We start from the raw sequence: 19,267 nt of genomic DNA, 5'->3' as shown, positions 1-19,267 counted from the left end.
ACTCGAACGGCTGACAGCGCTTTGAGTGACTCAAACTTCTATAAGGAATGGGATTATGTCTATGGTCAGTGCCAAAGAGTTTGCCGACTGGCTTTACAAGCGTTTCGAGCAGGTAGAGCATGGGGTCAGCATGAGCCGTGAGGATATCAACCAGCTTACCGGCAGGCAGAATTTCTCCATGGTGTTTGTCCATGATATCCACTATGAATTGATGCAGCACGGCATGGCATTTGTGACAGATACCTCCCGGGAACAGTTCTTCCTGGTGCGTGTCTGTCCCATGCCCTGGCGGCAACAACTGGAGCAGCAATTTGACAAGGAGATCTTCAATAACGTTATCTCCATCAATATGTCCCGCTGAAATAGTTGCACCTATCTGTTTGTAAGTCACAGGTGTTATAAAAGCCGGGAGCCCGCTCTACAAGAGTTCTCATTGCCACTGCATACTAGCCATACTGATGGCAAAGGGCTGACTTAAGTAGGAGGGCCTACTTTAAAGTCCGAACAAAATCATAAAATTAATGCAAATTCACTTGTCGCGGACCTGAGTTTTTCTTACTTTGGAATGAAACTGATTGTCAAAGAGGCCACCTATGAATACTCATCTGGAGCTGCAACTGAAACATTGGCTGGACAAAGATCCCGACCCTAAAACCCGGGATGAGCTATTGAGTCTTAAAGCCGAAGGCAATGAAACTGAATTGGCCGCCCGCTTTGCCGGCCGTTTGGCCTTCGGCACCGCCGGTCTCAGGGGCGTGGTCGGCGCCGGTCCAATGCGGATGAACCGTTTGGTTATCCGCCAAACCACAGCGGGCCTGGGGCAGTATCTGCTCGCCCAGGTTAAAGATGCCGCCAGCCGCGGTGTGGTGATAGGTTTCGATGGCCGCCATGATTCACGTACCTTCGCCCATGATGCCGCCAGCGTGTTGACCGCCATGGGGATTAAGGTGCGACTCACCGCCAAAGTGGCCGCCACGCCGCTGGTAGCCTTTGGGGTGAAACACTTTGAAGCTGCCGCCGGCATCGTAGTGACCGCCAGCCATAACCCGCCGCAATACAATGGCTACAAGGTCTATTGGGGTAACGGCGCGCAGATCATTCCGCCACACGACTCAGGTATTGCTGCCTGCATAGATAAGGCTGCCAACGAAGAGCTGCCTTGGCTGGAGCAGAGTGAAGCCACCAAGCAGGGTAAACTCATTTGGCTGCAGGATGATTTCTATCAGGACTATCGCCGCGGTGTGTTCCATGCCGATGTTTTGCAGCACAAAACGGCGCCCGAAAGGGTGAGCCTGGCCTATACCGCCATGCATGGTGTTGGCGCAGAAATGGCCAAGACAGTGCTCAAGGATGCCGGTTTTACTCAGGTTTATTCTGTCGCTGCCCAGGAAAAACCGGACGGTGACTTCCCAACGGTTAAGTTCCCCAACCCGGAAGAGAAGGGCGCCATGGATCTGGTGATCGCCGAGGCCAAGCAGCATCAGGCGCTGCTGGCCTGTGCCAACGATCCGGATGCCGACAGGCTGGCGGTAGCAGTGCGCCGTGATGATGGCGAGTACCAAATGCTCACCGGCGATCAGGTGGGGGCCTTGCTGGGCCACTATCTATTGTCCAAGGCGCCGGCTAATCAGCGTCTACTGGGAACCACCATAGTCTCTTCAACCTTGCTCTCCAAAATCGCCAAGGCCAAGGGCGGTGAGTTTTATACCACGCTCACGGGTTTCAAATGGCTCACCAATGTTGGTATGCAGCGACAGAGCGACAGCAATAAATTCCTGTTCGCCTATGAAGAGGCGCTGGGCTACACAGTGGGCAGCATGGTGTGGGATAAGGACGGCCTGTCGGCGCTGGTGGCTTTTGCCCAGCTGACTGCCGAGCTGGCGGCGCAGGACAAAACCATCTGGGACAGACTGGAAGAACTCTATCGCGACTATGGTTTGCACCTCAATACTCAGGTGAGCATAGCGCTCAAGCCGGGAACGCCGGATATCGGGGCCCATCTGAGGGCCAATCCCCCCGAGTCCATTGCGGGTATGGCGGTATTGGTGACCGAGGATCTCAAATCGGCCGAGCGGCGTTACGCCGATGGGCGGCGGGAGATCATCGAATTACCGGCCAGTGATGTGCTGACCTTCCACCTTGAAGGCGGTGCCCGGGTGATAGTGCGGCCCTCGGGAACCGAGCCCAAGATCAAGTGTTATTACGAGGTGGTTGAGCCTATGCAGGCAAGCGACAGCCTGGCAGATGCCGAAAGCCGGGCCAGAGCCGCGCTGGATGCCTTCGTCAGCGGCCATCAGGCGTCACTGCCCAAGTAACCTACTACCCGGAAAACCGCTGAGAAGATAGATAAAGGCCCGCACTGCGGGCCTTTTGTCGTTTACTCCCATACAAATTTTATTGGTGTTTTCGCTCAGACTACTGACAACAGGTTGTCAGCAGCACCAGTGCATACTTGTTTTCGTCCTGAGAGCCAAGCTTGTCAGGACGGCGGAGGATGGTCCTCCTGCCACAACTGAATCAACATGGAGATGTGAAAATGTCAGCAGAAATCCCTTTGGTCTGGAGTGAGATCCCGGTTGCCGATATGGCTCGCGCCAAGCGTTTTTATCAAGAGGTGCTGGGGCTGCACTGCAGCGAAGACCCTATGCCTGAGTGTGAGTATGTCAGCGTCAGCCGCACCAGTGGTGATACCGCTTGCTTTGGGCTGATTAAACACCCACAGATGGCCCCTTCAATGACGGCATCCGTGGTTTACCTCCACCTGGGTGACAAGCTGGGTACCACCATAGGTCAGCTGGAAGCACAGGGTGTGCAAATCCTCTTGCCACCTATGCCCATCAAGGAAGGTGAATGCGGCTATTGTGCCCAAATAGCCGATTCCGAAGGCAACCGACTTGGCTTGTGGGCCATGCAGTTGTAAGCTCAGCGCTGTTATCTTTATCGGGACCGACGCAATGTCGGTCTTTGCTTGAATGAATACCATAGCGCATAGGCTTTTACTCAGCCGGCAAGAATGAAAGGGTGGCAGGCTAGTAGGGCAATGCATGGTGTATAGGGATAAATCGTCATTGGTCTGCGCTGTAAGCCTGGCGTTTCAAGCCAAACTTTGGAATTCAAATCAAACAGCTATAAGGAATGGTATTAAGTTATGCGCCGCGCCGACCGTTTGTTTCAGATAGTGCAGATCCTGCGCCACCGCCGTTTGACCACTGCGGCCGTATTGGCCGAGCGCCTGGAAGTCTCTGTCAGAACCATCTACCGGGATATTCAGGATCTCTGTCTTAGTGGTATCCCCATCGAAGGGGAGGCCGGGCTTGGCTATCTGCTGCGTCAGGAGGTGAGTGTCCCGCCGCTGATGTTCAATGAGGCCGAACTGGAAGCGATTCAACTGGGGATCCGCATGGTGCAGACCTGGGGCGGCAATGAGCTGGGCAAGGCGGCCAAACAGGCGCTTATCAAGGTCGAAGCCGTGGTGCCTGAGCGTTTGCGGGCGCTGCAGAGTTTGATGTTCTCACCGGACTTTTATCTGGATCAGCAAGAGTTTGTTTATCTTGACCCACTGCGTATTGCCGCCAGGCTGCGCCACTTTGTGTTGCTCGACTATCAGGATGTAAAAGGCAGCGCCAGTCAGCGCAAAATAAGGCCGCTGGCTATCTACTTTTGGCGCGGCACCTGGACCTTGTTGGCCTGGTGTGAACTGAGAGACGACTTTCGCTCCTTTCGGGTCGACCGTATCGTTAATCTGTCACAGTTGCCGGAGCGTTTCCCCATTACCCCGGGCCAGGAGATGGAGGACTTTGTCCGCCGTATGGAGGATGACTATCAAAGACAGGAGCAAAGCCAGGGCGAAAGCTGATCTTACTGACGCTTGACCGACAGGGCGCTGGCGTGAAAAGCCAACTTTGAACATTCAAAATGTCAGTTCCCCTAAGACATTATTCCTTGCTCCCGCAACAGGTAAGCTATCAAATCTTTCAGGTAATCAAAGCTTTCAAAGGTTTCCCGTAAGTCGAAAAAATTCACTACCCGGTATTCGGCACTGGGGAGGTGAAACACTATGCTGTCCAGGTTGCCTTCATGGCCCAGCTGTAAAAAGTCATCCTGCTCCAGGCTGCAGTGCAATAGTTCGTCGATTGAGTTAAGGATGACATTGTTAATTTGGATGCCATTGGCATACCTGAGCAAATCCAGATAATCGCGGGGCAGTGAACCTGGTGGAATAGACTCCCAGACATTAAGCAACTGATCGATTTGCGCCTCTGTTGCCGGTGGATTGCAGTATAAATCGTCTTGGAACTTCTTCAGCATCCCCAGCGTATCAAGCAAACTATCCAAACTATCGAGTCCTTTTATTGTTTCACTCATTTGCGCCATAGCTTCACCGGCGCCAAACAGCCGATACCATTCTGCGCCGCCTGATGCAGAGCCATGGTCAGTCGCTGACCAGTCGCCCATAGAGCGCCGAATCTGAAATAACACCATTGATTTGCCAGCGCTGGCGCAGCAAACCTTCCCGGATGAAGCCGAGTTTATCCAGAGCCTTGGCCGATGCACTGTTGCCGGGATCTATCTCGGCCTCGATGCGTCTGAGTTTAAGCGTGTTGAAGCCATAGTCGATAAGGGCTTCGCCGGCCTCTTGAATATAGCCTTTGCCCCAAGCGGCTTTGCCCAGGCCAAAACCTATCTCAGCCCGTTTGGAGCCGCTGTCATAGCTGAACAACATGCATTTCCCCAGCAGCTCACAGGTATCCCGCTGGAATATGCCAAGGGTGATGCCCTCTTGCCTGGTCATGCCCTGCTTGGCGGCAGAGATAAAATCCAGCGCGTCGCTGCTATGGGTCCAGGGCGCGGTATTCCAGTATTTCATCACTTCGGGATCGGAAAATATCGCCAGCAGGGCATCGGCATCCTGCACTTGCAGCGGCCGGAGCCTGAGTCTCGAAGTCTCGAGTGTCGGGGCAAACAAGCTTGAAGGCATCTTCGTTCTCCTTAACCGAGCACTGGCCGAAAGAAGCTGCGCTCATAACTTTCAATGCAGTCGGTTTGTTCGGCAAATACCAGCGCCGCCTGACACTCAGGGTCGTCTTTGGCTCGATTGCGATAGCTTTCGTATTCTGCCAGGCTCGGGAAGGTGAACAGAGCCAGGGCGATATTACTGGCACCCTCGCTCGGCAGAAAATAACCATTATGGGTGCCGCCGAACTTTTCCACCAAGGGGATCCACATTTTGGCGTAGCGTTCAAATTCGGCCAGTTGCTTGGGTTTGATGACGTATTTGATATAGCAGGTGATCACAGTTTTCGAGTCCTTTGATTTTGGGGGAAGTGCTTGGGATTAACCGCCCGGCCAATTCCTTGAAGCCGGCCTTCTATGCCAGATGCTGAGTCGGCTGAATCGTATCTACTTTTGTCAGCCGGGTGTTAAAAGGAGTGCTAGAGACTAACCCAGGCTTTGCTTGTTAAGCAAGTGGGTGACTTGGGAGCAACAGAGTAGCTTTTAATTAAGAATCATCGGCTTGAAGGATTGATTTGGAAGATGTCAGCCCAGGCTATATGGCGGTTTCCCGGGCCGACATGGAGTTTGGGCGGAAGGCGTTATCCTTTCACCCAAACTCTGTTTTTAGAAGCTGCCGCGAATACCCACGGCTATCTGGGTACCGAAGCGTTCCAGATAATTCACCTGATCTTCGCGCTTGATGTAACCGGAGTAGCGGTTGTTGGTCAGGTTGGAGGCTTCACTGAACAGGGTCAAGTTGTCTGTGATGTCGTAGCTGATGCTGGCATCCAACTGGCCGTAGTCGTCTATCCAGGCCGGGCCGCCCCAGGCATCCGGATCCACCAGGAACTTGCTGCGCCAGTTATAGGCAAGGCGCGCCTGCAAACCATACTGCTCATAGTAGAGCACGGCATTGTAGGAGTTCTCGGACATCCCCTTGAAGGGCAGCTCCTTGGCTTTCAGCTCAGGATCGTCATAACGGCTGTCCACATAGGTGTAGTTAAGCTGCCAGCCAAAGCCGTTGAATGGCTCAGGCAACCACTGTTCGAGGGATTGTTGCCAGGCAATTTCAAAGCCCTGCACTTTGGCACCGTACTGTCCGGAAACCGGCTGGCTTACCAGGTAACGGTTGCCATCGACCTCCATGGGGGTCTTTTCATCAGAGATAAAGGAATCGATATCCTTGATGAACAGGGCGCCGCTCAGTGAACTGCTGTCGCCGTAATACCACTCCAGCGCCAGATCCGCCTGTTTGGCTTGCTCGGGTTCAACCCCGGGATTACCGCGCACCAGAGTTGGTAAGCCCTGCTCCTGACTGGTGAAGTTGGGCGCGGCCCAGACTCTGAGCGAGTAGAGTGACGGGCGGCTCAATACTTCGGCGGCCGAGATACGCAGCAGCAGATCGTCCTGCAGGTTCAGCTTGAAGTTGAGGCTTGGCAATATGTTGGTATAGCTGTCGCTGTAGTTTACCGGGCTGACGGTGCGCCAGTCATCGTTGAGCGGCTGACCGGCATCATCCAGCACTACCTTGCTCAAGTCATAGCCAAAGCCTTCGGAATCGACTTGGGTGCGACTGGCCCTGACCCCCAGATTGAGCATATAGGGCAGATCGAACAGCAGCTCTTCAATCGTTATCTGCACATAGGCCGAGGTCACAGCCTCGCTTACCTCATAAGTACCGGCCTGATTGGCACTGGCTACTATGGCCTCATTGGCGGCATCGCTGTTGATGGAGCGGTAGTATTCCAGCAACTTGTCATAGTCAAAGCTGGGCCAGGGATCCGGTGAGATGCTGTTTTCGCCGTCGAGGAAGTTATCGAAGTTGGCGGGCACAAACACATTGCCCGGAATTTGGAACAGCTCAAACTCGCCTTGAGTGAAGACTCCCGAGCCGTCAAAAGCATAACCGTCGCGGGTTAGATAGTAGCCGCCGCGACTGAATTGGCTGGGGTTTTTCGATCTGAACTCATTCTGGCTCTTGACCTGTTTGACATAGTTTATCCCGGCATCCAGCTTGCTGATAAAGCCGCTTTCCGGCAAATACTGGGTCATCAGCTTAAGATCCGTTACCTTGTCATCCACGCCTGTGCCACTGTTTAGGCTGTAGTGTGCACCATAGGTCTGCTCGCTGGTGAGTCCCGGGCCTATCACCACATCCGGCAGCATCTGACCATTGGTGTAGTCGATATCTATGCTGTCGACAAAGCCTCGGGCGACGATGAAGCGATTGTCGCCCTTGTTCTTGTTCTTGGCGGCCGAGTAGGCAAGATCGGCGGTGACCGACCAATTGGGGGTGATAAACAGCGCCGTATTCAGTGCCAGTTGGTAGGTGTCTGTCTTGCGCGGTGTGCTCAGGTTAAGCAGCTCCACCATAGTGTTGTCGCCCTGCTGGCGCATGGAAACCACTCGCCCCAGCTCATCGAACTGCGCATCGCTGAACAGCGGGGTACCCGGTGTCCACTCCTCGTCGTAGTTGACAAACCCTATCTGGTATTTGTGTCCATCGGTATTGTAGCGAGAGTAGAGGGCGTCGAAATTGACATCCAGATTATCCAGAGGCCGCCATTGCAGCGCCAGGGTGCCACCGATGCGTTCGCGTACGTCCTGGGCGTTGGCATAGTACATGTAGCTTGGTATTTGGGAGGCGTAGATTTCGCCTTCATCAATCACACCATTGCCGTTGGTGTCTACCGGCACCCCGGCGCTGTCGACACCCCAGCCTTCCTCTTCATCGAAAAAACCATCGGCGGAATAGGTGTCGGCCCTGAGGGTTTTCTTGGAGTAAACGGCGGAAAACAGAGCGCCGAAACTGTCGTCATCGGACTTGTCGCCTATGATGAGAGATGCGTGCGGGTGCAGGTCTTCGGTGCGCGACTCATAGATACCCTTGGCCGAGGCCTGCAGGGTAAAACCGTCCAAATCCAAAGGTTTGCGGGTCTGAATATCCACAATTGCCCCTATGCCTCCCTCGGTGAGCCGCGCTTCGGGAGACTTGTAAACCGCCAGCACATTGACCAGCTCCGAGGCTATGGTGTCAAAGTTGAAGTCCCGCCCGGCGTTGTCCGACGCCAGCTTGCGGCCATTGAGGGTGGTGATGTTGTAGCCGTCCCCCAGGCCGCGGATCAGTATGTTCTGTCCCTCGCCGCCGTTGCGGGTAATGGTCACCCCGGGAATACGTTGCAGTGCTTCGGCCAGGTTTTCATCCGGAAACTTGCCTATGTCATCGGCCACCACAAGATCCACCACTGCGGTGGCATTCTGTTTCAGAAACAGCGACTCCTTAATGGCTGAGCGGATACCCGTTACCTGGATCCTTTCCAGCTCAGCATCCTGCTGTTGAGCTGAGTTTTGTTGTGTTTGAGCCTTGTTTTCCTTGTCGGACTCGTCATTGGCCGTAACCGGCTGTGTTGCCAGCGCACTGGCAACTGCCAGGGCAATTAGGGCAGGTTGGGTGGCTAAGAGCTTCATGGGTTCCCCGCTGTTTGTTTTTATCAGGCTTAATGCCTTTCGCTTTTGTTGTTTTTCGAAAGCATTAGAAACAGCGAAATACTTTCGATTGCTTATTTATAGCGTTAAAAACTCTGGGTGATCAATAAAAAAATGTAAAATGTCTTTTAATTGTTTTCGGTTTGGTGCATAGTTTAGCTAGTTGAAAGTGAAAGTTTGTTGTTGGTTTTGGCTTAAGTCGTTGTGGTATAAGAATTGTTGTTATGATTTGACGACGTTGCTAGTAGATTGAAAGCTTTCGAAAGCCAGTGCAGGTTCACCTGCTCCAGAGCGCAACAAACAAAACAGGAAGAGTGCAGTGAATAATCTCAACACTATTGAGAGGCAGCAGGAGATAGTCCGGCTGACCCAGCAACAGGGAAAGGTGTCGGTCACCGAGCTGGCAAATCGCTTCGGGGTCTCGGAAGTCACCATACGCTCGGATCTGGCGGTATTGGATCAAAAGCAATTGTTGGTGCGCTCCCGCGGCGGCGCCATGGTCAACTCCGACCTTATTCGTGAACTGTCACTGAAAGAGAAGGGCCACTGCTATTCGGCACTGAAGCAGGAGCTGGGCAAGGTGGCGGCCTCTTTGGTTAATGATGGCGACCGCCTGTTGCTGGACTCGGGCACCACTACCCAGCAAGTCGCGGCCAACCTCCTTGAACATCAAGATCTTATTGTGATGACCAACGGCCTTAACATAGCCACTGAGCTGGCGCGTTCCGACGACGTTGAGGTGATGCTCACCGGCGGCTTGCTGCGTAAGAAGTCGATGTCTTTCTATGGTTCCATCGCCGAGAAGAGCCTCAGGGATTACAACTTCAACAAGCTGATCCTCGGGGTGGATGGTTTTGATCTCAAGGCAGGTCTCACCACCCATTTTGAGAAGGAAGCCAGTCTCAACCGCATGATGTGTGAGATTGCCAGCGAGATCATAGTGGTTACCGATTCATCTAAATTCGACCAACAGGCGTTTCATGTCATTTGTGCCAGTCGGCAGATCCAGCAACTGGTGACCGACAGCGGCATTCCCGAGCGCTATGTGGAAGAACTCACCAAGCAAGGGGTGCAGCTGCACCTGATAGATAAAAACAAATAACAAGGGGAGAAGTTATGTCTGGTTTTGATCGTCGTTCCTTTCTGAAAGCTTCGGTGGCCACAGCTGCTGCCTCGGCGCTGGCTGGCTGCGCCGCCAATGCCGGTTCATCTGCGCTGGCACCCAAGGCCAGTGGCCGATCTGTCATGGGGCTGGTGGTTCCGAAAATGGCTGAAGTGCGGGTGGGGCTAATCGGCGTCGGTGAGCGAGGTGTGGGGTTCATTCACCATTTCAACAACATAGAGGGCGCCAGGGTAACAGCTATCTGCGATACCGATCCCCTGGTCATAGAACGTGCCAAGAAGGTAATGAGTGACGCAGGCTTGGCCCAGCCCGGTTATTATTCCCAGGGCAAACACGCCTATCGTGAATTGTTGGCACGCCAGGATGTGGACATAGTGGTCATTGCCACACCTTGGGAATGGCACCACCCCATGGCCAAAGAGGCTATGCTGGCCGGCAAACACGCCTTTGTTGAAGTGCCTATGGGGATCACCATGGAGCAGCTCTGGGATCTGGTGGACACAGCCGAGCAAACCCAGCGCAACTGCATGATGATGGAAAACGTCTGCTACGGTCGCGACGAGCTGATGGTGCTCAACATGGTACGCCAGGGGCTGTTCGGCGAACTGCTGCACGGTGAGGCCGCTTATATTCACGAGTTGCGCTGGCAGATGAAGGAGATAGATCGCAAGACGGGCTCCTGGCGCACCAAGTATCACGCCTTGATTGACGGTAACCTGTATCCTACCCATGGTTTGGGGCCTGTGTCCCAGTACATGAATATCAACCGCGGGGACAGGTTCGACTATCTCACTTCCATGAGCTCCCCGTCGCTTGGGCGCGCAGCCTATGCCAAGCGTGAATTCCCCGCCGACCATGCCCGCAACAAGCTCAACTATATCTGCGGTGATATCAATACCAGTCTTATCAAGACGGTTAAAGGCCGAACCATCATGGTGCAACACGACACCACAACGCCGCGTCCTTACAGCCGCCATAACCTGATTCAGGGCACCAATGGGGTGTTTGCCGGTTTCCCCAACCGCATAGCGCTGGAGCAGGGTGGCAGTGGCAGCTTCCACCATTGGGACCAGGATATGACCCAGTGGTATGCCAAGTATGACCATCCGCTGTGGTTGCAGATGGGCGAGGCGGCCGAAAAGAACGGCGGTCATGGCGGCATGGACTTTTTAATGTGCTGGCGAATGATCTACTGCCTGCGTAACGGCGAGCCGCTGGATCAGGATGTGTATGACGGTGCGGCCTGGTCTGCGGTGCAGCCTCTGTCGGCGGCTTCAGTGGCCGATCGCGGTAACTCCAAGGATTTCCCCGACTTTACCCGTGGCGTGTGGCAGAGTGCCAAACCGCTTGGCATTGTAGGTTGAGGTAAGCATGTCTGCACTCAAATCCATTATTGAGGCCAACAAGGCCGGGCAGCAGGCGGGGATCTATTCCGTCTGTTCGGCCCAGCCGCTGGTACTGCGCGCCGCTTTGCGTCATGCGGCGCGGCAACGGGCGCCTTTGCTGATTGAGGCTACGGCCAACCAGGTCAATCAGCACGGCGGCTATACAGGCATGACCCCCGCCGATTTTATCGCCTTTGTGAAGATCCTGGCCCAAAGTGAAGGTGTTGCCGAAGCGCAGTTGCTGTTCGGCGGCGATCACCTGGGGCCGGTGGCCTGGAAGCACCTGACTGCCGAGCAGGCGATGGCTGAGGCCGAAGCCATGGTGCGGGCCTATGTCGAGGCGGGATTTTGTAAAATTCATCTGGATGCCAGCATGGCTTGTCATCAGGAACAAACGCCCCTTGCCGATGAGGTGATTGCCGCGCGCGCCGCCAGACTGTGCCGCGCCGCAGAAGCGGCCAAGGCGCCGGGGCAACAGCTCTGTTATGTAATAGGCACTGAAGTACCCGCTCCCGGTGGTGTCAGTTCGCTGGAGGAGGGGCTGCAGATCACCCCGGTCGCGGCGATAAAACACACCATTAGCGCCCACAAACAGGCCTTTGCCGCCGAAGGGCTTGGGGAGGAGGTTTGGCAGCGGGTGATTGCGCTGGTGGTGCAGCCAGGGGTGGAGTTCGGCAATGCCGGGGTACATCAGTATGATGATACGCTCACCAAAGAGCAGAGCCGCTTTATTCGCGAGCAGCCCAACCTGGTGTTTGAAGCCCACTCCACAGATTATCAATTGCCGGAGCATTACGCCCAGTTGGTGGCCGGCCATTTTGCCATTCTCAAGGTGGGGCCGCAGTTGACTTTTGCCCTGCGCGAGGGGCTGTTTGCCCTGGATCATATCGAGGCCTTGCTGGTGCCGGCGGCGAAACGCTCAGGGCTTAGAGCACTGTGTGAGCAGAAGATGCTATCTGAGCCCAAATACTGGCAGTCGTTCTATACAGATCCTGCGCTGCGGGATTGGCAACTGGGATTCAGTTACAGTGACAGGATCCGCTACTACTGGCCCGAATTGTCACTGACCATAGACAAGCTGCTGGCCAATCTGGCAAACCCCATTCCCGAGCCCCTTATCAGCCAATATCTGCCGCTGGCCTATCCGGCCGTGGTCAGAGGCGAGCTGCCTGCCACGGCGATTGAGCTGGTACTCCATCATATCGGCTTGGTGCTTAACCGTTATGCCAGCGCCTGTCAGCCTGCTGCCATCGAAGGATAAATCAATGCAAGTCAGTGACCTATCAAAGACCCACTTGTATCCAAAATCTGCCGCCAACCCGCTTTGGCAAGCGCCGGAGAGCGGCAAATGGACGGCGATCGAGATAGCCCAGCAGCCGACACTCTGGCGCGAATTACAGGCCGATTTCAAACATAGGGAAGCGCAGCTCAGCGCTTTTCTCAATCCCTTGCTGGCCAAGGACAATCTGCGGATTATTCTCACCGGCGCGGGTACTTCGGCTTATATCGGCGAGGCGTTGGCAGCCTTTTTACAGCGGCAACTCAGATTGCCGGGCCAGAGGGTGGAAGCCTTGTCCAGCACGGATATTGTTTCTCACCCCAGGCTGCATCTCAACCCGTTACAGCCGACTCTGATAGTCTCCTATGGCCGCTCTGGAAACAGCCCTGAATCCCTGGCTGTGCTGGCGTTGGCCGAGGAGTTGTTGACAGATGTCAGTCATCTGCTGCTGACCTGTAACCCTGAGGGAGCCTTGGCCAGCTATGCGGCCGAACACAGTCACAAGGCTTGTTTGTGGTTGATGCCCCAAGAAAGCCACGATCGCAGCTTTGCCATGACCAGCAGCTTCAGCTGTATGTATCTGGCGACCCTGCTGTTGTTTGCCGAGGAAGACAAACCGCTATCCAGGGTGCTGACACTGACGGAGCAACTGCTCGAAACCCGGCTCGACGGGGTGCAGCAAACCGCGGGCCATTGCTGCAAGCGGATAGTGTTCCTCGGCGCCGGGCCGCTCAAGGCGGCGGCTCAGGAGGCGGCGCTCAAGTACCTTGAACTGACGGCCGGTATAGTGATCAGCAGTTTTGAGAGTCCGCTGGGGTTTCGTCACGGCCCCAAGTCACTGGTAAATGAAGATACCCAGATAGTGCTGCTCGGCAGCTCTGAGCCCTATGCCAGAGCCTACGATCTGGATCTTCTGGCAGAGCTGCGCGCCGATAAGCGGGCGCTGGATATCTGTTATCTGAGTGAAGAGGCTCTGGCCCAAGATGGTCAGGCCAGTCTGGAAGAGGCTTGGTTGACACTGCCCTTTATTGTTTACTGTCAGCTACTTGCATTTTACAAGGCGTTGGAGCTTGGGGTGTCACCGGATAATCCCTGTCCCAGCGGCCAGGTCAATAGAGTGGTGCAGGGGGTGAAGCTGCATTCGCTTGCGGTTTATACTCGGCCCGGCAGCCTGGATAACACAGAGGATTGAGCCATGTACTACGGTGTGGATATCGGTGGTACCAAGATAGAACTGGCGGTGTTCAGTCCACAATTGCGTCTGTTGGATAAATGGCGCATTGCGACTCAGGGTGACGATTATCAGAGCTTTCTGGCCTCACTCGCCTTGCAGATAAGCGAGGCCGACAGGCGCTGGCCGGCCGAGTCCGGCATCCCGGGCACTGTGGGGATAGCCCTGCCCGGGGTGATCCGCGCCGATGGCACTGTGGTCTCCAGCAATGTACCTTGCCTCAATCAGCGTAAAGTGGCCGAAGATCTGGGCGCCTTGTTGTCGCGTCCTGTGGCTCTTGGCAATGATTGCCGTTGTTTCGCCCTGTCCGAAGCCTTGCTGGGAGCCGGGAAAGATCATGCCAGAGTTCTTGGGCTCATACTCGGTACCGGGCTTGGCGGCGGGATCTGTATCGAAGGGCGACTGATCACCGGCGCCCACTGTCTGGCCGGTGAGTTCGGCCATCAGGGTATGGCGGCCAGCGTGCTGCTGCGCCATGGCTTGCCGCTTTACGATTGCGGCTGTGGCCTCAAAGGCTGCGCCGAAACCTATGTCTCGGGCACAGGCCTTGGTCGTATCTACCGGGCGTTTGGCGGCGAGGGTGATACATACGCTTGGCTGGCGGCGCTGCGTGCCGGTGATGCCATAGCCAAACGCAGTTTCGATGCTTATCTGGATGCCCTGGGCAGTGTGTTGGCCGGGCAGATCCTCAGTCTGGATCCGGACATCTTTGTCTTCGGCGGCGGCTTGAGCGAAGTGCCGGAAATTTTGGCGGCGCTGCCACAAGCTACCGCCAGGCATATGTTCAATGGGGTGCAGTTGCCCGAGTTTTGCGCCGCTCAATTCGGCGCCGCCAGTGGCGTTCGCGGCGCCGCCATGCTGGGAAAGGCGCTGGCGACTAGAGTGGAACAGAGCAATAGCGTGAGCGCCAACGAGCAGGTAGCGGATATGGATACTCTGTTAACCGGAGGTTGGCATGAACAGCAACACTGACAAGGCCCCGTTCTGGATTGGTGCCTATGGTGCCCTGCTCGGGCCGCAAATGAGCCGCAGTAATGAGGTTTGGCTGCGGATAGTCGATGGCCGTATTCATACCATTGCCAAGGCGCCCAAGGAAGGTGAGGCGGCAACTCACTATGCAGGCCTTCTGGTTCCCGGTTTTGTTGACACTCAGGTCAACGGTGGTGGTGGCTGCATGTTCAACCGGCAGCCCAGCGTTGAGACGCTTAAGCTGATGTTGGACGCCCATGGCCGTTTCGGCACCACTAGCATGTTGCCGACGCTTATCAGCGACGATATCAGGGTAATGCAAGCGGCACTTGCGGCGGCCATCAGCGCCAGGGAAGCCAGTCTTGACGGCATAGCCGGGATCCATTTTGAGGGGCCGCATCTGTCACTGGAGCGCAAGGGTTGCCACAGTGAAGCCCGCTTAAGGGAGCTTGGCGATATTGAGTTGGCGCTCTACGCCGAGGCTGTGTCCCAACTGGGTGTTTGTGTGGTGACTCTGGCTCCCGAGAGGGTAGCGCCTGAAGATGTTCGCCGCCTGGTGGCGCTCGGTGTCAGAGTGTCGTTGGGGCATTCCAATGCCAACGCCGAGACCGTGATGGCGGCGCTGGATGCCGGAGCCAGCGGCTTTACCCATCTTTATAATGGCATGTCACAGCTGGAGTCGCGTGCCCCTGGCATGGTGGGAACGGCGCTCAGTGACCCAAGGGCATTTTGCGGCATTATTCTCGACGGTCATCATCTGCACCCGGTCAGCGCCACTCTCGCCTGGCGTGCCAAGGGGAGTCGACGTTTGATGCTGGTGACTGATGCCATGTCGCCTGTGGGCTCTGAAGAGCAGGAATTTGAATTTTTCGGCGGTAAAGTTGTGCGCCGCGGTACTGAGCTCAGGGATCTCAACGGCTCTTTGGCCGGCTCAGTATTGGAGATGACAACGGCGGTTCGCTATGCCGTCAAGGTGCTGGGGATCCCGCTGGAGCAGGCCGTTGCCATGGCCAGCAGTACTCCGGCCGCTTTTGCCGGGCTGAATGACAGAGGCATGTTGGCCGAAGGCATGCGGGCTGACTTGCTGCTGCTTGACGATGCCCTGTATCAGTCAAAGCGCTGGCAAGGCGGCAGGCTCGCAGCGGGCGCCGAAGTTCGCAGCAAAAGCGTTTGAAAAATAAGCAGCTTCAAGGGGCATCTGTCCTTGGCAGCAGCTGGATAATCATTGACAGAGAATAACAATAACAAGAGGAGATGCCGACAATGGACAATAACACCCTGAATAAAGGAGGCGGCACTTTACTGCCCATGGTGCTGATTGGAATACTCTTTTTTGTATTCGGCTTCGTAACCTGGCTCAATGGTGCACTGATCCCTTTTCTGAAAATCGCCTGTGAACTCAATGAGCTGCAAGCTTATCTGGTGGCCTTTGTATTCTATATCGCTTACTTCGTGATGGCCTTGCCTATGTCCGGGCTGTTGACCCGTTTCGGTTACCGTGCCGGGCTACAGATTGGCCTTGGGGTAATGGCGAGTGGCGCACTGCTGTTTATCCCTGCGGCGCTGAGTCACACCTTTGGCCTGTTTTTGCTGGCGTTGTTTGTTTTGGGGACCGGCCTTACCATACTGCAAACTGCGGCCAATCCATACATTGTTTGCATTGGTCCGCGAGAGAGCGCCGCCATGCGGATCAGCTGTATGGGCGTGGTCAACAAGGGCGCCGGTTTTATTGTCCCTCTAGTGTTCAGTGCCTGGGTGCTGACAGGTATGGATGCTTTTACGCCGGAAGCGCTGGCACAGCTCAGTGAGCTTGAGCGCACTGCGGCATTGGAGCAACTGTCTGCCCGCTTGGTGCAGCCTTACCTGGCTATGGCGGTTGTCTTGGCTCTGTTGCTGCTGTATGTGCGATTTTCGCCTCTGCCCGAATTGCAACTTGAACAGGACAGCCAGGCCAAAAGCTGTGACAGCTTGGTACCGAGAACAGATTGGCGCGCCATTCTGGCCTATCCCCAGGCTATTCTCGGGGCACTGACTCTCTTTATGTATATAGGTGCCGAAGTGATTGCCGGTGACAGCATAGGCCTCTATGGCCAGCATCTTAAAGTGGCCGAATTTGGCATTCTAACCTCCTACACCATGGGATTTATGGTGCTGGGCTATTTGCTCGGCATACTCTTGATCCCAAGAGTGATGAGTCAGCGCAGCGCCTTGGTGGGCTCGGCGCTGGCTGGGTTGGTGTTTACTTTGGGGATCATGCTTGGGGATGAAACCAGCATGCAGCTGTCGAGTCTCTTGCTCGAACCTTTGGGGATAATGCCGCTGCCGGATCCCTTGCTTTACCTTGCGCTACTCGGCTTTGCCAACGCCTTGGTCTGGCCCGCTGTCTGGCCGCTGGCGCTGGAAGGGCTCGGCCACCTGACTGCTGTGGCCTCGGCACTGCTCATCATGGGCATAGCCGGTGGCGCCTTGCTGCCCTTGCTCTATGGCGCCTTGGTGCATCAGGGTGTGCCCCATCAAAGCGCCTACGGGATCCTCCTTCCCTGCTATGGGATGATCCTTTATTACGCCGTTGCCGGCCACAAGCTGCGGGCCTGGTCGGGAGCGGCCGCCACCAAAGCCGTGATTGACTGAGACCTCAGTAGATCCAGAAAAATACCGCCATGCTGACGATAGTGGTCAGCAGGGTGTTGCGGGTCAGCAGTGCAAGTAAGGCAGCCAGCAGGGCACAGCTGAGGTAGGGATTGCTCAGGCTCAGTTGCAACTCGCCGTCTCGCAGAAACACTATGGGGGCGAAGATGGCGCTTAATACCGCCGGCGCCGAAAAGCCAAGGAAAGCCTGGGTTTTCTTGCCAAGCCGTATCGGCAGCCCGGGCTCAAGCAGTACATAACGGCTGAGTATCACCAACAGCGCCATGGTCAGTATGGTTAACCAAATCATGCCTGCTCCTCGCCTTTATCTTGTGTTGTCTCAACCGGTTTAACTGGACTGCTGCCCAAGAGGCTTTGATAGATATACCCCACAGCCATGGCGGTTACGGCGGCGATCAGCAGACCTCCCGGGATAGCCAGTGCTTCACACAGGACGCTCAGCAACATGGCCGTGAGCACACATAAGGCGGTGGCAACATTGACTATCCTCGGCACCACCAAAGCGATAAAGGTGGCTGCGATGGCAAAATCCAGTCCCAGAGAGCCGAGATTATCCATAGAGCTGCCGGCAAGAATTCCGGCCAGGGTTGCCAGATTCCAGCCAAGATAAAAACTCAAACCAGCTCCCAGGGCGTACCAGGGCCTAAGGGTACTTTCCTTGCTTTGATTGGCCACCGCAAAGAGTTCATCCGTGAGCAGAAAACCCAGTGTCAGGCGCCAGCGCAGTGGCAAGGGGCTGATGGCTGGACGCATCGCCATGGCATACAGCAGATGACGCGAGGTGATCAATGCCGTGGTAACCAAAATGGCCAGTAGGCCTGAACCTGCCTTTATCATTCCGAGGGCGACCAATTGCGCCGAGCCTGCGAAAACAAACAGGCTCATGGCTTGACTCTCTAAGGCGCTGAGGCCGGTTTCCAGTGCCAGCGAGCCGGCCAATATTCCCCAGGGGATAACAGCTAAAGTCAGCGGCATTACCGCCAGGGTACCCCGTAAAAATTCGCGGCCCCGGTTAAGTTCCTGAATGCATGATGATTGCTGATTGTGAATGGTCAATCTTGACTCCATCTTGATGATTTTTCTGTTTGAACAAATTGGCCCGGAGTGGTGCCGAATGCCCGTTTGAATTGACGGTTCAAATGGCTTTGGTCGCAAAATCCTGAGTCCTGTGCCACCTGGATGGGGGAAGCACCCAGCCGCAACAACTTTCGCGCCAGAATTAATCTTACCTGAGTCTGGTATTGGTGCGGGGTTAAACCAAATTGTGCCCTGAACTGCCTGAGTAACACAAAAGGTGGCAGCTGCACCAGATTGGCCAGTTCCTGGAGCGAGATGTTACTGCTGCAACTGTCTTCCAGAAACTGCCTGGCCCTATTCAGCAGGGGGCCTGCCTGGACAGCTGCAGCGGGCTTCAGCCGACCGTGACGCAGCATCAACAGGCTGAGGGTTTCGTACAAGAGGCTTTCCCGTTGCAGGCGATTACTCGAATAGTTGAGCGCTTCATGGGTGATGGCTATCAGGTGCGCCAATAGAGGGTCCTGTACCACAGGCTCGGCAAACCAGGGCACCTGTTGCTTGCTGCACAGTGCCAGTTCGGCAAACTGCTCAGGGGTAGGGTAAAGTGCCCGATACGACCAGCCATTTTCTGTTGCCGAACGGCCATTATGCACCTCATCTGCATTCACCAGAATGATGCTGTGTTTGGGGGCAACATGATCTCCGCCACTTCGGAAAAACCGCTGGGCACCACTGTCTATGATTCCCAAGGTGAAGCCTTCATGACTGTGGCGGCCAAAGTTCTGCTGATGATAGCTGGCACTGAGAGTTTCCAGGCCGCCAAGTTCTTCGGCCAGACGATAAGTCGCCCGTTCCCGCCCTTGCCTGCGGGACTTGTGGCGCAGCGCTTTGCTTTGCTGTGCATTGGCTGTTTCGGCCATCTTTATTCCCCTGTCAGTCTCTCTATCCTGCATATTAACCAGTTTACCTGGCATTGTTTTGGATATTTTTGCACGCAGGCGAGTGGTTGATTAGCTAAGACTCCCCGGGGATTGTTACGGCCAATCCTGGCCGCCATGAAGCAACAAGAATAAGTGTTAAGGTATGATTGAGTGAAAAGGGGCCACACAGTTAGACCAAGTCTTAAACTGTAA

At 55.3% G+C, this 19,267-nt stretch carries 18 protein-coding genes; 11 read left to right on the top strand and 7 right to left on the bottom strand.

Features of this window, described 5'->3' with window-relative positions:
- Positions 1-55 precede the first annotated feature (55 nt).
- The 4 genes from HCX89_RS01700 to HCX89_RS01685 all read left to right on the top strand — a co-directional run bounded on the left by HCX89_RS01700 (position 56) and on the right by HCX89_RS01685 (position 3,856).
- Positions 56-361: a hypothetical protein gene (locus HCX89_RS01700; RefSeq protein WP_025009827.1), complete on the top strand. Its 306-nt coding sequence runs from the start codon at positions 56-58 to the stop codon at positions 359-361.
- A 232-nt stretch (positions 362-593) separates the two neighbouring features.
- The gene (locus HCX89_RS01695; RefSeq protein ID WP_044734203.1) at positions 594-2,315 is read left to right on the top strand and encodes a phospho-sugar mutase; all 1,722 of its coding nucleotides are present in this window, start codon (positions 594-596) and stop codon (positions 2,313-2,315) included.
- Positions 2,316-2,536: 221 nt separating this feature from the next.
- On the top strand, positions 2,537-2,920 hold the full coding sequence (locus HCX89_RS01690) for a VOC family protein (protein ID WP_025009828.1): 384 nt from the start codon (positions 2,537-2,539) through the stop codon (positions 2,918-2,920).
- A 228-nt stretch (positions 2,921-3,148) separates the two neighbouring features.
- Entirely contained in the window at positions 3,149-3,856 is a 708-nt protein-coding gene (locus HCX89_RS01685; RefSeq protein WP_028780314.1) for a YafY family protein, read from the top strand.
- A gap of 71 nt (positions 3,857-3,927) precedes the next feature.
- Here HCX89_RS01685 and HCX89_RS01680 read toward each other — a convergent pair whose 3' ends face one another.
- From HCX89_RS01680 to HCX89_RS01665, 4 genes are all read right to left on the bottom strand, one after another.
- Complete coding sequence (locus tag HCX89_RS01680) at positions 3,928-4,482, bottom strand: hypothetical protein (protein ID WP_167714863.1); 555 nt, start codon at positions 4,480-4,482, stop codon at positions 3,928-3,930.
- Complete coding sequence (locus HCX89_RS01675; RefSeq protein WP_025009830.1) at positions 4,433-4,978, bottom strand: GNAT family N-acetyltransferase; 546 nt, start codon at positions 4,976-4,978, stop codon at positions 4,433-4,435. Before HCX89_RS01675 ends, HCX89_RS01680 begins: the two co-directional genes overlap by 50 nt.
- Positions 4,979-4,989: 11 nt before the next feature.
- Positions 4,990-5,295 (bottom strand): NIPSNAP family protein, encoded by a 306-nt coding sequence (locus HCX89_RS01670; protein WP_025009831.1) that lies wholly within the window; start codon positions 5,293-5,295, stop codon positions 4,990-4,992.
- A gap of 324 nt (positions 5,296-5,619) precedes the next feature.
- Positions 5,620-8,463, bottom strand: a complete 2,844-nt coding sequence (locus HCX89_RS01665) for a TonB-dependent receptor (RefSeq protein ID WP_167714861.1) — start codon at positions 8,461-8,463, stop codon at positions 5,620-5,622.
- A 337-nt stretch (positions 8,464-8,800) separates the two neighbouring features.
- On the opposite strand from HCX89_RS01665, the gene agaR reads away from it, so the two are divergent.
- The 7 genes from agaR (at position 8,801) to HCX89_RS01630 (ending at position 17,099) form a co-directional block, all read left to right on the top strand.
- Complete coding sequence (gene agaR / locus HCX89_RS01660) at positions 8,801-9,583, top strand: transcriptional repressor AgaR (RefSeq protein WP_025009833.1); 783 nt, start codon at positions 8,801-8,803, stop codon at positions 9,581-9,583.
- Between the two features lie 14 nt (positions 9,584-9,597).
- Positions 9,598-10,968, top strand: a complete 1,371-nt coding sequence (locus HCX89_RS01655) for a Gfo/Idh/MocA family protein (RefSeq protein ID WP_028780309.1) — start codon at positions 9,598-9,600, stop codon at positions 10,966-10,968.
- 7 nt (positions 10,969-10,975) lie between these two features.
- Positions 10,976-12,250 (top strand): class II D-tagatose-bisphosphate aldolase, non-catalytic subunit, encoded by a 1,275-nt coding sequence (locus HCX89_RS01650; protein WP_167714859.1) that lies wholly within the window; start codon positions 10,976-10,978, stop codon positions 12,248-12,250.
- 4 nt (positions 12,251-12,254) lie between these two features.
- Positions 12,255-13,460, top strand: coding sequence for an SIS domain-containing protein (locus HCX89_RS01645; protein WP_167714857.1), 1,206 nt, complete (start codon positions 12,255-12,257; stop codon positions 13,458-13,460).
- A gap of 3 nt (positions 13,461-13,463) precedes the next feature.
- Positions 13,464-14,471 carry an ROK family protein gene (locus tag HCX89_RS01640; RefSeq protein WP_025886687.1) on the top strand — a complete coding sequence of 336 codons (1,008 nt, stop codon included), beginning with the start codon at positions 13,464-13,466 and terminating at the stop codon, positions 14,469-14,471.
- The gene (nagA, locus tag HCX89_RS01635; protein WP_099049507.1) at positions 14,455-15,642 is read left to right on the top strand and encodes an N-acetylglucosamine-6-phosphate deacetylase; all 1,188 of its coding nucleotides are present in this window, start codon (positions 14,455-14,457) and stop codon (positions 15,640-15,642) included. The genes HCX89_RS01640 and nagA overlap by 17 nt, the downstream gene beginning before the upstream one ends.
- A gap of 89 nt (positions 15,643-15,731) precedes the next feature.
- Positions 15,732-17,099 carry an MFS transporter gene (locus HCX89_RS01630; RefSeq protein WP_167714855.1) on the top strand — a complete coding sequence of 456 codons (1,368 nt, stop codon included), beginning with the start codon at positions 15,732-15,734 and terminating at the stop codon, positions 17,097-17,099.
- A 4-nt stretch (positions 17,100-17,103) separates the two neighbouring features.
- On the opposite strand, the gene HCX89_RS01625 is transcribed toward HCX89_RS01630, so the two are convergent.
- The 3 genes from HCX89_RS01625 to HCX89_RS01615 are packed head-to-tail and all read right to left on the bottom strand — an operon-like array spanning position 17,104 to position 19,054.
- Positions 17,104-17,406: an AzlD domain-containing protein gene (locus HCX89_RS01625; protein WP_025886690.1), complete on the bottom strand. Its 303-nt coding sequence runs from the start codon at positions 17,404-17,406 to the stop codon at positions 17,104-17,106.
- Positions 17,403-18,167, bottom strand: coding sequence for an AzlC family ABC transporter permease (locus HCX89_RS01620; RefSeq protein WP_234502508.1), 765 nt, complete (start codon positions 18,165-18,167; stop codon positions 17,403-17,405). The genes HCX89_RS01625 and HCX89_RS01620 overlap by 4 nt, the downstream gene beginning before the upstream one ends.
- Before the next feature lie 2 nt (positions 18,168-18,169).
- Positions 18,170-19,054 (bottom strand): AraC family transcriptional regulator, encoded by an 885-nt coding sequence (locus HCX89_RS01615; RefSeq protein WP_082050172.1) that lies wholly within the window; start codon positions 19,052-19,054, stop codon positions 18,170-18,172.
- Positions 19,055-19,267: the final 213 nt, after the last annotated feature.

Source organism: Shewanella sp. Iso12 (assembly GCF_012030025.1).
GTDB lineage: Bacteria > Pseudomonadota > Gammaproteobacteria > Enterobacterales > Shewanellaceae > Shewanella > Shewanella algae.
This window is presented reverse-complemented; position numbering and strand designations above follow the sequence as displayed.

What these genes read in the sequence shown, in the direction of transcription:
- HCX89_RS01700 (WP_025009827.1), top strand. Translation starts at nt 56, where the DNA reads ATGTCTATGGTCAGTGCCAAAGAGTTTGCCGACTGGCTTTACAAGCGT.
- HCX89_RS01695 (WP_044734203.1), top strand. Translation starts at nt 594, where the DNA reads ATGAATACTCATCTGGAGCTGCAACTGAAACATTGGCTGGACAAAGAT.
- HCX89_RS01690 (WP_025009828.1), top strand. Translation starts at nt 2,537, where the DNA reads ATGTCAGCAGAAATCCCTTTGGTCTGGAGTGAGATCCCGGTTGCCGAT.
- HCX89_RS01685 (WP_028780314.1), top strand. Translation starts at nt 3,149, where the DNA reads ATGCGCCGCGCCGACCGTTTGTTTCAGATAGTGCAGATCCTGCGCCAC.
- HCX89_RS01680 (WP_167714863.1), bottom strand. Translation starts at nt 4,482, where the DNA reads ATGGTGTTATTTCAGATTCGGCGCTCTATGGGCGACTGGTCAGCGACT.
- HCX89_RS01675 (WP_025009830.1), bottom strand. Translation starts at nt 4,978, where the DNA reads ATGCCTTCAAGCTTGTTTGCCCCGACACTCGAGACTTCGAGACTCAGG.
- HCX89_RS01665 (WP_167714861.1), bottom strand. Translation starts at nt 8,463, where the DNA reads ATGAAGCTCTTAGCCACCCAACCTGCCCTAATTGCCCTGGCAGTTGCC.
- HCX89_RS01655 (WP_028780309.1), top strand. Translation starts at nt 9,598, where the DNA reads ATGTCTGGTTTTGATCGTCGTTCCTTTCTGAAAGCTTCGGTGGCCACA.
- HCX89_RS01650 (WP_167714859.1), top strand. Translation starts at nt 10,976, where the DNA reads ATGTCTGCACTCAAATCCATTATTGAGGCCAACAAGGCCGGGCAGCAG.
- HCX89_RS01645 (WP_167714857.1), top strand. Translation starts at nt 12,255, where the DNA reads ATGCAAGTCAGTGACCTATCAAAGACCCACTTGTATCCAAAATCTGCC.
- HCX89_RS01640 (WP_025886687.1), top strand. Translation starts at nt 13,464, where the DNA reads ATGTACTACGGTGTGGATATCGGTGGTACCAAGATAGAACTGGCGGTG.
- nagA (WP_099049507.1), top strand. Translation starts at nt 14,455, where the DNA reads ATGAACAGCAACACTGACAAGGCCCCGTTCTGGATTGGTGCCTATGGT.
- HCX89_RS01630 (WP_167714855.1), top strand. Translation starts at nt 15,732, where the DNA reads ATGGACAATAACACCCTGAATAAAGGAGGCGGCACTTTACTGCCCATG.
- HCX89_RS01625 (WP_025886690.1), bottom strand. Translation starts at nt 17,406, where the DNA reads ATGATTTGGTTAACCATACTGACCATGGCGCTGTTGGTGATACTCAGC.
- HCX89_RS01615 (WP_082050172.1), bottom strand. Translation starts at nt 19,054, where the DNA reads ATGGCCGAAACAGCCAATGCACAGCAAAGCAAAGCGCTGCGCCACAAG.